Source organism: Sphingomonas phyllosphaerae, from assembly GCF_029623345.1.
GTDB lineage: Bacteria > Pseudomonadota > Alphaproteobacteria > Sphingomonadales > Sphingomonadaceae > Sphingomonas > Sphingomonas phyllosphaerae_C.
On the sequence record NZ_JAPYKH010000019.1, the window covers coordinates 1 to 13,524 of the forward strand.

The window sequence follows — 13,524 nt, forward strand, 5'->3', positions numbered from 1 at the left end:
GACCGTCGCGTTGCCGCGGGGCAGGATTATTACGCCGCCGCCGCGGCCGAGCATCGGACCCGCGATTTTCCGCTGAGGCCGTTCGTCGCGGTGAGGCTGCCGACGCGCGCCTGGTTCTATCGTCTGGTCGGCGCAGAGGGCGCTCTATGGGCGCTGCGCGCGCTAGCGCTGCTCGCCGCGATCGGCACCGCTTTTCGGCTGCGCGCGGCGGTCCGCCCGCGTCTACTCTGGGGCGGCGCCAGCGCGATCGCCGCCGCCTCTGCGTTGCCACTCGCCAACCCCGTGGTCGCTCTCTGGCCCGAGTGCTGGGCGGGGCTTCTGGTGACACTGTCACTCGCGTTGCGGGACGAGCGCCGCTGGCGTGTCGCCGCGCTGCTCGGACTGGCTGCTGCGCTGCTCCGCGAGTTGGCGCTTCCCTATCTTGCCGCGATGGTGCTCGCCGCGGCGTTCGAGCGGCGGCGCGAAGAGGCGCTGGGGTGGGCGGCCGCCGCGACCGCCGCGATGGCCGCGCTCGCGGCCCATGCGGGCGCGGTCGCCGCCGTCCTGCGACCGGACGACGCGGTGTCGCAAGGATGGATCCGGGCGGGCGGCTGGAGCTTCGATCTCGCGATGGCACGCGCCACCACGCCGCTCGCGCTCGTTCCGGCAGCGACCGCCACCTTCTTCGTCCCGCTCGCGCTCTATGGCTGGGCGAACGCGCCGGGGGACTATGCACGCCGCGTCACCCTCACGTTAGTGACGCTGCTGGCCCCCACGCTGCTGATCGGCCGGCCCGAGAACAGCTATTGGGGACTGATGCTCGCGCCAGTGTGGCTCGCTGGCCTCCCCCTCGCGCTGCCCGCCATGGCCCGTGCGGTTGCGCCCGCTGCAACGGCGAGACGCAAGCTTGCAATTGCGCGCTAACCGGGCGTTGACCACATGGACGCTAGTGCTGCACCGCAGCATCAAGCCTAGGATCTCTTATGTTCTCGCTCATCTACCTCATCATCAGCCACCGCCGCGCCGAGCGCGCGCGTGCTGACGTGGTGCCGGTCGCCGCGCCGATCGTCACCGCGGCAGTCGCGGATGAGCCGTACCGCCTTGCTGCCTGATCGGGGGGCGAACCGATACTCGGCCCAGTAGGAGCCGAAGTGCAGGTCCCAGCTGACCGGTCGGAAGCGGTCGAGCCCTGAGCCGGGATAGAGCGTGAACTCACCGAAATAGGGTCGCTCGTCGACGTCATAGAGGTCCACTCGCGCGAAATCGTGCGTCGCGCCGAGCGTCTCGGCCGCCGCGATCATCCGGTCGAGCGACACCGGTTGCGTGACCGGACGCGGATCGGTGGGAAACTCGAAGGCGAGGTCGAGCTGGCGCCACGCGCGGTCCAGCATCACCCGGCAGTGGTTATGTTCCCGGTCGAGATCGACCTGAATGAACTCGACCCGCCCGCCGAACACGAAGAATTTATAGTCGACCGGCAGCACGCGACCGCAACCGATCAGCGGCTCGACCAGCAGTTGCGGCGCGATCTCCGAGTAGAGCCACTCGTGTAGCAGCGGCGCATAGGGGCGGCGCAGCCAGCGCGCCGCACGGCGCCGCACGTCCGCCCAATCCAGCGAGTCGCCGTCGCGGACGAACACGTTCTGTTGGCTCGCATGCGAGGACTTGAGCACGAACGGGCGCGGCCAGGGCGGCACGTCGGGCAGCGCGGTGCCATGCCACAGGGTCGGGATCACCCACTCGCCGCCCAACGCCGCGGCGACATGCGCCTTCACCGCCACCTTGTCGGCGAGCTTGGGCCAGCGCGGGTCACGTTCGAACAATTTGCGCGCATACACCAGTTCGCTGAACCGGCGCGGTGCGGCGAGATCGGGCAGCCGCCCGAACCGCCAGAGATAGATCAGCCGCGGCAGCACGTTGGGCGCGCGTCGCGGGCGGCTCTGCTCGAGGTGTGGCACGCTCGGTCCCGGACTGCGGAGGCTCGACGGGCAGTTACCCAGACGGCGGATGCGGGGCAAGCGCCGCTATCGATGCGCTGCGACGTCTGCCGTGAGGTGGCGCTCGGGGCGTCAACAACAAGCGCCCGGCGCGGGGGAGCGCCGGGCGGAGGTTGGTCTAGGGAGCACTAGACGGTTCGGTGCGGCGCCCGTGGAGGGGGTGCCGAATCTCGGATCAGAGCGTGTTGCCGGCAGTGGCGTTCACATTGTCGCCGGTCGCGTTGGCGGGCAGCGCGCCCAGGTCGGTGCCGTTGCCGACCGACGCGAAGTTGCCATCGGTGGGCAGCTCCTCGTTGAGCACCGTCTCATTCGCCAGCGTGTCGTTGGCGGCGGTGTCGTTGCTGGTCTTCGAACCGCAAGCGGCGAGCGCCAGCGCCAGGCTGATCCCGGTCGCACCGGCGACGATCTTCTTCATCAACTCCGATCCCCTTCAAATAGGCGGCGCCTCGCGCCGTCCCCGCAAATCTACACTGCTCCGATCGGAATACAAGAGAGTAGATGCGTCAGCCGACCCATGGAGGCGAAAAGCAGCGGAGCGCGCACGAGAGAGCGCGCACGACGGTGCTCGCGCCCGAGCGGACGCCCGTTTCCTTCATTGTAGGACCGAGTCAAGGAAGGAGGAACGTACCCTCGATCACGGTAACGCAATCACCGCGCAGGATCACGCGCTCGCCATCGAGCCGGCAGCCCACTCGTCCGCCCCGCGCGCTCGCCTGGAACGCGCCGAACGAGTCGCGGCCGAGCCGCTCCGCCCAATACGGCACCATCACCGCGTGTGCGGAACCGGTCACCGGATCCTCCGGGATGTCGAAATAGTCGGTGAAGACACGGCTGACCACCTCGGCACTCTCACCGCGCGCCGCGACGATGTGGACGAACGGCCCCAGCGCCTTGACCGCGCGCCCGTCCGGCGTCGCCGCCCGCACCGCCGCCTCGTCGGCGACGATCACGAGCGCATAGCCCTTCTCGTGCCACAAGGTCTCGACCGCCTCGACGCCGAGCGCCGCGACGATCTCCGGCATCGCGCGCGGTTCCGGCTTCCATGCCGGCAGCGCCATCGCGTAGCTGGCGCCCACCGCGCCCTCCGCGCGTGCGACCTCGAGCACGCCGGCCTGGCGCGTGCGGAAGCGCACCGAATCGCGGTCCCCGTCGGACGAGAGCACGAAATGGCCGCTCGCCAGCGTGGCATGGCCGCACAGCGCCACCTCCGCTGCCGGGGTGAACCAGCGTAGCTCGAAGTCGCTGTCGCCGCTCGTATCGGGGACGAGGAAGGCGGTCTCGCTGAGGTTGTTCTCCTCCGCGATCTGCTGGAGCAGCCTGTCCTCGGGCCAGCTCGTCAGCGGCATCACCGCCGCCGGATTGCCCGCGAAGGCGGCGTCGGCGAACGCGTCGATCTGGGCGAAGGGGATGCGCATCAATAGCCTACTCGCTTGCCGAACCAGTGCGGCGTGACGTCCGCCTCGACCAAGGGATTGTCGGTGTCGACGTGGCCCTCGGGATCGAGGTGGATCAGCGTTTCCACCCGCGGGAAGGTCTGGCGCAGCGCCACCTCCACCCGCTCGACGATATCATGCGCGTCGCGCACGGTGAGGCTCGGGTCGACCTCCATGTGGAATTGCGCGAAATCGTGGCTACCCGCGCGGCGCGTGCGGAAATCGTGGATGCCGCGGATGCCGGGCTGGCGCGCGGCCACCTCCATGAAGGCGGCGCGCTGGTCCTCGGACCATTCCTTGTCCATCAGCATGTCGATCGCCTGGCTCGACGCCTGGAACGCGCCCCAGGCGAGCCACAAAGCGATGGCGATGCCGAATACGGGGTCCGCCCCCGACAGGCCGACATATTGGTCCAGCACCAGGGCGGCGATCACCGCCACGTTGAGCAGCACGTCCGACTGGTAATGGACGTTGTCCGCCAGGATCGCGACCGAGCCGGTGCGCCGGATGACGCTGCGCTGGTAGGCGAGCAGCGCAAAGGTGGCGAGGATGGCGAGCACCGAGACGCCGATGCCCAGCCCCGCGTCCTCGTTGGCGCCGGGCTCGGAGAAGCGCTGAATCGCGCGCACCGCGATGCCGATCGCGGAGGCGGTGATCAGCACCACCTGGAAGAGCGCGGCGAGCGCCTCGGCCTTGCCGTGACCGAAGCGATGGTCGTGGTCAGCGGGCTCGGCGGCGAGCTTGACGCCGTACAGCGTCACCAGGCTTGCGAGCAGGTCGAGCCCGGTATCGGCCAAGCTGCCCAGCATCGCGACCGAGCCGGTGTGCCAGGCGGCATAGCCCTTCACCAGCAGCAGCGACGCGGCCATTGCCACGCTGGCGAGCGCGGCGCGCATCGCCAAGGGTACGGCGCGACGACGTTCCTCGTTGGTCATGGGAAGAGCAGCCCCTCGTTCCACGTGCCGCCCGCGCGGGTGAAGAGCCGGCGCTCGTGCAGCCGGTGCGCGCGGTCCTGCCAGAACTCGATCTCCTCGGCGGCGACGCGATAGCCGCCCCAGAAGGGCGGGCGCGGCACGTCCTGCCCGTCGAAGCGCTGACGCATCGCCTCGACCCGCTCCTCGAAGGTGGCGCGCGAGTCGAGCGGGCGCGACTGGTCCGAAGCCCAGGCGCCGAGCCGCGAGTCGCGACCGCGCGAGGCGAAATAGGCGTCGCTCTCGGCGTCGCTGACTCGAGTCACCGCGCCGGTGACGCGCACCTGGCGACGCAGCGACTTCCAGTGGAAGAGCAGCGAGGCCTGGGCGTTGTCGCCTAACTCCGCGGCCTTGCGGCTGCCGCGGTTGGTGTAGAACACGAAGCCCTCGGGGCCATGCCCCTTGAGCAGCACCATGCGCGCCGACGGACGCCCGCGGGCGTCCGCGGTGGCGAGCGCCATCGCGTTGGGGTCATTAGGTTCGCTCTGTTCCGCCTCGGCGAGCCAGCGGTCGAAGAGCGCGATCGGATCGTCGGCCATGCCGCGCATCTAGGCGAAAAGAGCCGCGATTTCCACGCCCGATCGGGCGAGGCGCCGGGCGAGGGAACCCGTCTGCCAGCAAATGATTGAATCGCCTCCGGAACAAGGGAAGCGACATGGCGGCGCGGGCATATTGGCAGGGACAGATCCGGCTCGCGCTGGTGTCGATCCCGGTGGAGATCTACTCGGCGACCAAGTCGGGCGCGCAGGTCAGCTTTCATCAGATCCACGAGCCCTCGGGCAAGCGGATCAAGTATGAGAAAGTGGTGCCGGGCATGGGCCCAGTCGACACCGACGAGATCGTGAAGGGCTTCGAGGTCGAGAAAGGCGAATATGTCCTGCTCGAGCAGGACGAGATCGACGCGGTCAAGCTCGAGTCGAAGAAGACGCTGGAGCTCACGCAATTCGTCGACGCCAGCGAGATCGACGTGCTCTATTACGAGAAGCCCTATTTCGTCGTGCCAGCGGACGACCTCGCCGAGGAGGCCTTCATCGTGCTGCGCGAGGCGCTGCGGCGGACCAAAAAGGTCGGGCTGGGCCAGCTCGCGATGCGCGGGCGCGAATATGTCGTCAGCCTCAAGCCTTGCGGGCGCGGCCTGGTGCTGGAAACGCTGCGCTACGCCGACGAGGTCAACAAGGCGCAGGGATACTTCCGCGACATCCCGGACGAGAAGCCCGACCCCGAGCTCCTCGACCTCGCCGAGGCGCTGATCGAGAAGAAGAGCGGTGCGTTCGACCCGCAGGAGTTCCACGATCGCTACGTCGACGCGCTGCGCGGGCTGATCGAGCGCAAGCGCAAGGCGCACGGGCGCAAGATCATCGAGGACAAGGACGCGGGCGACGCCCGCTCGGCGTCGAACGTGGTCGACCTGATGGCGGCGCTGAAGAAGTCGATGGAAGGCTCGCGCGGCGCGGCCAACGAGAATGCGGGCGCGAGCAAGGCCGCCGCCAAGCCGGCGGCGAAGCGCGCACCCGCCAAGAAGCCGGCGGCCAGGAAGCCGGCGGCGAAGAAGAGCGCGTGAGGGTCGCTCAACTCCTCCGTCATCCCGGACGTGGTCCGGGATCCACTTGTCCGCGAGAGCAACCCCTTCTGAGTACGCGGCACGGTGGATCCCGGACCAAGTCCGGAATGACGGCGATCGTGGGAAACACGAGCGGCGACGGTGCGGAGAAGGTCGGGTGACGAAGAAGAAAGACCAAGGCACCGCACCCGCCGCTCCTGCCTCCCCCGCCGACCCGCTCGCGCGCTACAACGCCAAGCGCGACTTCAGCCGTACCGCCGAGCCCGCGGGCACGCTCGCGCCCGGCAACAGCAACAGCTTCATGGTGCAGAAGCACGACGCCACGCGCCTTCACTGGGACTTCCGCCTCGAACTCGACGGCGTGCTCAAGAGCTGGGCGGTCACGCGCGGCCCCAGCCTCGACCCTGACGAGAAGCGGCTCGCGGTACGCACCGAGGACCATCCGCTCTCCTACGCCACGTTCGAGGGCACGATCCCCAAGGGCGAATATGGCGGCGGCACGGTGATGCTGTGGGACCGCGGCACCTGGTCGCCGATCGCCGGCAAGAGCGCGCGCGACCTCGACAAGGGCCACCTCCATTTCGTGCTCGACGGCGAGCGGATGAAGGGCGAGTGGCTGCTCATCCGACTGCGCCCGCGCGGGAAGGAAAAGAGCGAGAACTGGCTGCTGCGCAAGATCGACGACGCTCATGCCGGCGGCACCGACACGCTGGTGGAGACCGCGCTGACCAGCGTCGCCACCGGCCGCACGATGCAGGAAATCGCCGAAGGCGCGCCGCCGCATGAGGACGCCGCTGCGCCGAAAGCGAAGCCAGCCAGGGCAAAGCCGGCCGGACGCGCGCGCAAGGCCGCCCTGCCCGCCTATGAGCCGCCCCAGCTCTGCACCTTGGTCGACGCGGTGCCCAGCGGCGGCGACTGGATCCATGAGGTAAAGTACGACGGCTATCGCGCGCTCGTCGCCGTCGCCGACCGGCAGGCCAAGGTCTACACGCGCAACGGCCTCGACTGGACCGACAAGTTCGCCGGCATCGCGTCGGCCGCGGCCGCGCTCCCCGTCGGCAGCGCGCTGATTGACGGCGAGATCGTCGCCTTCAAGGACGGGCGTCCCGACTTTTCGACGCTCAAGGACGCGATCAGCGGGAACGGCGCGATGACGCTCTTCGCCTTCGACCTGCTCGAGCAGGACGGCGAGGACCTGCGCGGGCTCGCCAACGTCCACCGCAAGGAGCGGCTGCGCGCGCTGGTCGGCGCGGGCGAGGCACGGCTCCAGTTCGCCGAGCATGTCACCGGCGCGGGCGAGCAACTGTTCGAGACCATGTGCCGCGAGGGCTTCGAGGGTGTCGTCTCGAAGAAGGCCGACGCGCCCTACCGCGGCCGGCGCACCCAGGCGTGGCTGAAGGTGAAATGCACGCGCCGGCAGGAGTTCGTCGTCGTCGGCTGGACGCCCTCGGACAAGCGCCGCGGCTTCCGCTCGCTGCTGCTCGGCGTCAACGAGGGCGGCGTGCTGCGCTACGCCGGCAAGGTCGGGACCGGCTTCTCGGGCGCGCTGATCGAGGAGCTGAGCGCCCAGCTGGAGAAGCTCGAGCGCAAGACGCCGACCGTGGCGGCGCCGCGCGCGGCGGTACGCGGCGCGCGTTGGGCCAGCCCCAAGCTCGTCGCCGAGATCGCCTTCACCGAGACCACCCCGGAAGGCGTGCTGCGCCACCCGAGCTTCCTCGGCCTGCGCGGTGACAAGAAGGCTGCCGAAGTGGTGGTGGAACGGCCCGCACCGGCGCCCGAGGCCGCCGCGGCACCGACCACGTCGATCAAGGTGTCGAGCCGCGAGCGCATCATCTTCCCCGAGAGCGAGGTGACCAAAGGCGACCTCGCCGATCATTATCTCGCCGTCGCCGCGATCATGCTGCCGTGGGTCGGGCATCGCCCGGTCAGCCTTGTGCGCTGTCCGCAGGGACGCGCCAAGCATTGCTTCTTCCAGAAGCACGACGCCGGCTCGTTCGGTGACACCGTGCATCAGGTGCCGATCCGCGAGAAGGACGGCTCGACCGAGAATTACCTCTACGTCGACTCGGCCGACGGGCTGGTCGCCTGCGTGCAGATGGGGACGATCGAGTTCCACGGCTGGGGCTCGACCGTCGCGACGCTGGAGCGGCCCGATCGCATGGTGTTCGACCTCGATCCCGACGAGGACCTCGACTTCGCCGACACCAAACGCGCCGCCGAGCACCTCAAGGAGCAGCTTGCCGAGCTTGGCCTGACCAGCTTTCCGCTGCTGTCGGGCGGCAAGGGCGTCCACGTCGTGGTGCCGCTGACATCGGTGGCGGAATGGCCCGCCGTGCGCGACTTCGCCGAGCGGTTCGCGCGCGCACTGGCGCAGGCCGAGCCCGACCGCTTCGTCGCCAACATGAGCAAGGCCAAGCGCAAGGGCCGCATCTTCATCGACTATCTGCGCAACCAGCGCGGCGCGACCGCGATCATGCCCTATGCCGCACGCGCACGCGCGGGGGCGCCGGTCGCCGCGCCGGTATCCTGGACCGAGCTGCGCGACCTCGACACAGCAGCGCGCTGGCACGTCGGCGACGCGGCCGAGCTGATCGCGCGCGCCAACGGCCGCTCGCTCAAGGGCTGGGGGGTGGCGGACCAGGTGTTGCCGGAGGTGTGAGGGGCTAACTCCCCCCGCTCGCGGGGAGGATCTAGGATCACGGCGAGCCCATGCGGTCGGATCACGTTATAATGGTCTCATGTACCGCCCGCTCCGTTGCGCCCTGCTCCTCCTCACCGCCGCGCCCGCGGCCGCCGCGACGGTCCCACCCAGCTGGGTCGGCACGGTGCAGGGCCGGCTCGCCGTCGACGCCGCGCTCCACGCGCTGAGCGACCGGCTCGCCGCGAGCGACAGCGCCACTCTGGTGCTCGATGGCTGGTGCGCCGAGCATCAGATGGCGGCCGATCCCAAGATCAAGGCGGAGCGCGTGCGCGGCGACGAGCGCGCCGCCCCAGCCGAGATCCGCGAACTGCTCAAGGTTTCCGCCACCGAGTCGCTCGGCTATCGCCACGTCCGGCTCCGCTGCGGGCAGCACGTCCTGTCCGACGCCGACAATTGGTACGTCCCGGCGCGGCTCACGTCGGACATCACCCGCCAGCTCGACACCAGCGACACGCCGTTCGGCCGCGCCGCGCAGCCGCTGCATTTCCGCCGCTACACGCTGTCGAGCCAGCACCTGTGGTCGCCACTGCCGCGGCGCTGGGAGACGCTGGCGGCGTGGCGCTGGCCGCGTCGCGCCGAGATCGACGTCGCCGACACGGTGATCGAGAACCGCGCGGTGCTGCTCCTCCCCGACGGCACCCCGATCAGCGCGGTGGTCGAGCGCTACACCGCCGCGGTGCTGGCTTACCCCGCGCCGCTCATCGCGCGCTGAAACATTGCACCGCGGCTTTGCACTGCACCGCGGCATCGCCTAGGGTCGGCCCATCCCGCGCACGGAGGACCGAGTGGCGACCCAGCCTGCCCTGTTCGATGCCGGGACCAATGCCCGCCGCTGGCTCGACGATTATGCCGGCGGCCCGGATGACGCGATGCGCGCGGGCGACGTCGCCGCGTCGCTGGCGATGCTGGAGGAACTCGCCGCGGTCGCTGGCGACGATCTCGGCCACGCGCGCGAGCGGGTGCAGCGCCACGCCGCCGACATCGGCACCGGCTTCCGCATCATCGGCGAGGACAGCGAGCGGCCCTGGCCGGTCAGCCCGATCCCGCTGCTGATCGAGGCCGACGAATGGGCCCGTATCGAACGCGGCGTCGCGCAGCGCGCCGATCTGTTCGAGACCATCCTCCAGGACCTGTACGGCGCGGCCCAGCTGGTCGAGCGCGGCCATCTGCCCGCCACGCTCGTCACCGGCAGCCCCTATTTTCTTCGCCCGCTCGTCGGCCTGCCGCCGCCGGGCGGCTATCACCTCCGCTTCGTCGCGGTCGATCTCGGGCGCGGCCCGTCGGGCGAGTGGCGCGTGCTCGGCGACCAGCTGCGCGCGCCGGTGGGCGCGGGCTATGCGCTGGAGAACCGGCTCGCGGTCAGCCGCACGCTCGGCGGATTGCAGGGCCGCCTCAACGTGCGGCGCCACGCGCCCTTCTTCGCCGCCTTCCGCGACGGGCTCGCCGCCGCGTGCCGCCGCAGCGACCCGCGGATCGGGCTGCTCACGCCGGGCCGCTACAATCCCAGCTATCCCGAGCAGGCGCACCTCGCGCGCTACCTCGGGCTGCTGCTGGTCGAGGGTGACGATCTCGCCGCGCTCGAGGACCGGCTCTACGTCCGCACGATCGGCGGGCTCAAGCGAGTCGACGCTTTGTGGCGGCGGCTCGATCCGAGGCTGCTCGACCCGCTCGCCTTCGACTCGCACTCAACCATCGGCGTGCCCGGCCTGATCGACGCCTGGGCCGCGGGCAATGTCGTGCTCGCCAACGCGCCCGGCGCGGGGGTGCTGGAGAGCGCCGCCTTCGGCGCCTTCCTGCCCCAGCTCGCCACCCGGCTCACCGGTGCGGACCTGATCCTGCCCAACATCGCCACCTGGTGGTGCGGCCAGCCGTGCGAGGCGCAGCATGTCGCGGCCGAGCTGCCCTCGCTGCTGCTCTCCTCCGCGTTCGGCGCGCGTACGCTCGGCCTGCCCGGCGAGGCGCCGGTAGCGGGCGCCGACCTCTCGGAGGCGCAGCGCGCCGCGCTGCTGGAGGCGATGACCGCGCGTCCGCAGGACTATGTCGGGCAGGAGATCGTCCGCCTCTCGACCATGCCGGTGGTGATCGCGGAGCGGATGGAGCCGCGCCCGTTCACGCTGCGCGTCTTCGCCGCGCGCGACCGCGACGGCCGCTGGCAGGTGATGCCCGGCGGCTTCGCACGGATCGGCGCCCACCCGGATCCGCGCGCGGCGGTGATGGGTGAGGGCAGCTGGTCCGCCGACGTCTGCGTCCACGGCCCCGATCCGGTCGCGCCGGTGTCGCTGCTGCCCGCGGTCGACACGCTCCACGTCCGCCGCAACCCGGGCACATTGCCGAGCCGGGTCGCGGACAATTTCTTCTGGCTCGGCCGCTATCTCGAGCGCGGCGAGGCGATGCTGGCGGTGATCCGCGTGATGCTGGGCAATTCCATCGACGCCGACGCCGGCGCGGCGCTCGGCACCGCCACGGTCGCCAAGCTGGTCAACGAACTGGTCGGTGCGGGCGCCGCGCCCGCACCGCCGTCGCTGCGCCGCGCCGACCTCACCCAGTTCGCGCGCACCGCGATGGAGGCGCGCGCCGACGGTTGGCAGTCGGTCGCCGCGATCAACGCGCACGCGCAGCGGATCGCGGGCGGCTCGCGCGACCGGCTCTCCGCCGACATGATCCGGCTGCTCGACGCGCCCTTCCCGTCCCACCGCGGGCTGCTCGACCGCGCCGGCTCGCTCCAGCGCCGCTACGCCGCGATCGCCGGGCTCTCGGCCGAGCATATGGGGCGGACCGCGGCGTGGCGCTTCCACGACCTCGGCCGCCGCATCGAGCGCGCGCAGGCGATCGCGCGCGCCGCGCGCGTGTTCGGCGCGGTGGGTGCGGGGCTCGACGATCTCTCGACCCTGCTCGACCTCGGCGATAGCCAGATCAGTTACCGCCAGCGCTATCTCACCGGGATCGCGCGCGTACCGGTGCTCGACCTGGTGGTGCTCGATCCCGGCAACCCGCGCGCGCTCGCCTTCCAGGTGGAGGCGATCCGCGATCATCTCGCGCGGCTGCCGGTGCTGGAGGACGACGGCATGGCCGAGGCGCAGCAGATCGAGGCGACCGAGCTCTACGCGATGGTCGCGCCCGAGCAGGCCGCGACGCTCACCGGCGAGCTGCTGCTGGCAGTGGATCAGCGGCTCGGGCGGCTGTCCGACGCGGTGGCGCGCCGGTATTTCCTGCAGGGCGCCGAGCCGCTGCGCGCCGGCGGGCTGACACTGGCATGAGCGACACGCTCGCGCTCCCGCCGCTCGCCGCCGACGGCGGACATACGATGCGCTACGACATCGTCCACGTCACCCGCTTCGACTATGGCAATGCGGTCAAGTTCGCGCGCTGCAACCTGCGGCTGCGCCCGATCGACTGGCCGGGGCAGCGGGTCGAGTCCTACGCGCTGACGGTCGCGCCGGCCGGGCGCGTCCAACCCGCCCGCGCCGAGGCGGGGCTGGCGCATGTCGCGCGGCTGGTGATCGAGGAGCCCGTGCGCTCGCTCACGATCGAGAGCCGCGCGCGGGTGACGATCGATCGCGCCGTGCCCGTGCCGCAGGCGGACGACCCGTCGCTCGCCGAAGTGGCGGCGCTGGCGCGGGCCTCGAACGACCTCTCCGCGGCAGGACCCGCGGCCTATCTCTTCCCCTCGCCGCTGATCCCGCTCGATCCCGCCATCGCCGATTATTGCCGCGCCGATCTCGCCCCCGAGCGCAACGCGCTGGAGGCGGGGATCGCGCTGGCGCGGCGGATCCAGCGCGACTTCGTCTTCGATCCCGCCGCCACGCTGGTCGACACGCCGCCGCATGAGGCGTTCCGCCAGCGCCGCGGCGTGTGCCAGGATTTCGCCCAGGTGATGATCACCGGCCTGCGCGCCGCCGGTCTGCCCGCCGCTTATGCCTCGGGCTATATCCGCACCCTTCCCCCGCCCGGGCAGGAGCGGCTGGTCGGCGCCGACGCCACCCATGCCTGGGTGCTGCTGTGGTGCGGCCCCGCACGCGGCTGGATCGGGCTCGACCCCACCAACGGCATCTGGATGGCGAGCGACCATGTCGTCGTCGCGATCGGGCGCGACTATGCCGAGATCGCGCCGGTCGACGGCGTGGTGCTCGGCTCAGGCGCGCAGGCGATGGAGGTCAGCGTCGACGTCGCGCCGCTGGCGGACTGAGCCGGCGGCTCAGCCGCGCCGTGCGATGGTCCCGATCGCATAGGCCGCGGCGCGGCGCGCGCTGTCCGCCAGCCCGGTCTCGCCCTCGGAGAAGCGCAGCCACAGCCGCCCGAGCGCGGCGAAGCCGAGCGTCCCCGCGATCCCCGCGACTCGATGCGCCATGTCCGCCAGCGCCGCCGGATCGCGCTCGTCGCGCGCCGCGGCCAGCATCGCGCCGAAGCGCTCGACCAGCCCCGCCACCTCGGCGGCGCCGAAGCTCGCCTCGAGCCGGTCGAGCGTCGCCAGCGTGGCGTCTCGGTGCCAGTCCGCGAGCGCGTCGGCGAGCGCGTCGGGCATGCCCTCCGCCGACACTGCCGCGTCATAGCCGAGCGCCCGCCAATCGTGCCGCATGATCCAGTCGGCGGGTGCGAGCGCGAGCACGGGAAGGTACGGCACGTCGGCGAGCGCACGAACCCGGGCGGGCGACGGTGTGCCCGGCGTGATAGCGATGAGCGCGGCGTCGGGCGCCTCGGCCTCGACATGCGAACCGGCCGCCCGATCGCAAACCCGCCAATCGGCGACGTTCAGCGTCGCCGCGGCGGGCCCAACGAGGATGAGACAATGATTCTTCTTTATCCGCATCAAACTTCCACCGTTCCGGTCGAAAAATCGCTCGACAGACCGGCCTCGTCGGGAAACCATCCTACCGCAAAAAGA

At 70.9% G+C, this 13,524-nt stretch carries 12 protein-coding genes; 6 read left to right on the forward strand and 6 right to left on the reverse strand.

The genetic code is table 11. The features are described from left to right. Positions 1-903, forward strand: a 903-nt coding sequence (locus QBJ89_RS15730; protein WP_277981425.1) for a hypothetical protein, incomplete at its 5' end; no start/stop codon positions are given. A 47-nt stretch (positions 904-950) separates the two neighbouring features. Here QBJ89_RS15730 and QBJ89_RS15735 read toward each other — a convergent pair. The 5 genes from QBJ89_RS15735 to pdxH all read right to left on the reverse strand — a co-directional run bounded on the left by QBJ89_RS15735 (position 951) and on the right by pdxH (position 4,919). Then, entirely contained in the window at positions 951-1,937 is a 987-nt protein-coding gene (locus tag QBJ89_RS15735) for an ATP-grasp fold amidoligase family protein (protein ID WP_277981426.1), read from the reverse strand. 214 nt (positions 1,938-2,151) lie between these two features. Continuing rightward, positions 2,152-2,391, reverse strand: a complete 240-nt coding sequence (locus QBJ89_RS15740; protein ID WP_277981427.1) for a hypothetical protein — start codon at positions 2,389-2,391, stop codon at positions 2,152-2,154. 193 nt (positions 2,392-2,584) lie between these two features. Next, the gene (locus tag QBJ89_RS15745; RefSeq protein WP_277981428.1) at positions 2,585-3,391 is read right to left on the reverse strand and encodes a PhzF family phenazine biosynthesis protein; all 807 of its coding nucleotides are present in this window, start codon (positions 3,389-3,391) and stop codon (positions 2,585-2,587) included. Then, the gene (locus QBJ89_RS15750; RefSeq protein ID WP_277981429.1) at positions 3,391-4,344 is read right to left on the reverse strand and encodes a cation diffusion facilitator family transporter; all 954 of its coding nucleotides are present in this window, start codon (positions 4,342-4,344) and stop codon (positions 3,391-3,393) included. The genes QBJ89_RS15745 and QBJ89_RS15750 overlap by 1 nt, the downstream gene beginning before the upstream one ends. Further along, positions 4,341-4,919, reverse strand: coding sequence for a pyridoxamine 5'-phosphate oxidase (gene pdxH, locus QBJ89_RS15755; RefSeq protein ID WP_277981430.1), 579 nt, complete (start codon positions 4,917-4,919; stop codon positions 4,341-4,343). The genes QBJ89_RS15750 and pdxH overlap by 4 nt, the downstream gene beginning before the upstream one ends. 116 nt (positions 4,920-5,035) lie before the next feature. Between pdxH and QBJ89_RS15760 the strand changes: the two genes are divergently transcribed. The 5 genes from QBJ89_RS15760 to QBJ89_RS15780 all read left to right on the forward strand — a co-directional run bounded on the left by QBJ89_RS15760 (position 5,036) and on the right by QBJ89_RS15780 (position 12,828). After that, positions 5,036-5,941: a Ku protein gene (locus tag QBJ89_RS15760; protein WP_277981431.1), complete on the forward strand. Its 906-nt coding sequence runs from the start codon at positions 5,036-5,038 to the stop codon at positions 5,939-5,941. 157 nt (positions 5,942-6,098) lie between these two features. After that, positions 6,099-8,600 (forward strand): DNA ligase D, encoded by a 2,502-nt coding sequence (gene ligD, locus QBJ89_RS15765; RefSeq protein ID WP_277981432.1) that lies wholly within the window; start codon positions 6,099-6,101, stop codon positions 8,598-8,600. A gap of 79 nt (positions 8,601-8,679) precedes the next feature. Beyond that, entirely contained in the window at positions 8,680-9,354 is a 675-nt protein-coding gene (locus tag QBJ89_RS15770) for a hypothetical protein (RefSeq protein ID WP_277981433.1), read from the forward strand. Between the two features lie 73 nt (positions 9,355-9,427). Next, positions 9,428-11,899: a circularly permuted type 2 ATP-grasp protein gene (locus QBJ89_RS15775; RefSeq protein ID WP_277981434.1), complete on the forward strand. Its 2,472-nt coding sequence runs from the start codon at positions 9,428-9,430 to the stop codon at positions 11,897-11,899. A gap of 47 nt (positions 11,900-11,946) precedes the next feature. Next, positions 11,947-12,828, forward strand: coding sequence for a transglutaminase family protein (locus QBJ89_RS15780; protein WP_277981477.1), 882 nt, complete (start codon positions 11,947-11,949; stop codon positions 12,826-12,828). A 9-nt stretch (positions 12,829-12,837) separates the two neighbouring features. Here the strand turns inward: QBJ89_RS15780 and QBJ89_RS15785 are convergent, their stop codons facing one another. After that, positions 12,838-13,449 (reverse strand): hypothetical protein, encoded by a 612-nt coding sequence (locus QBJ89_RS15785; protein ID WP_277981435.1) that lies wholly within the window; start codon positions 13,447-13,449, stop codon positions 12,838-12,840. Positions 13,450-13,524: the final 75 nt, after the last annotated feature.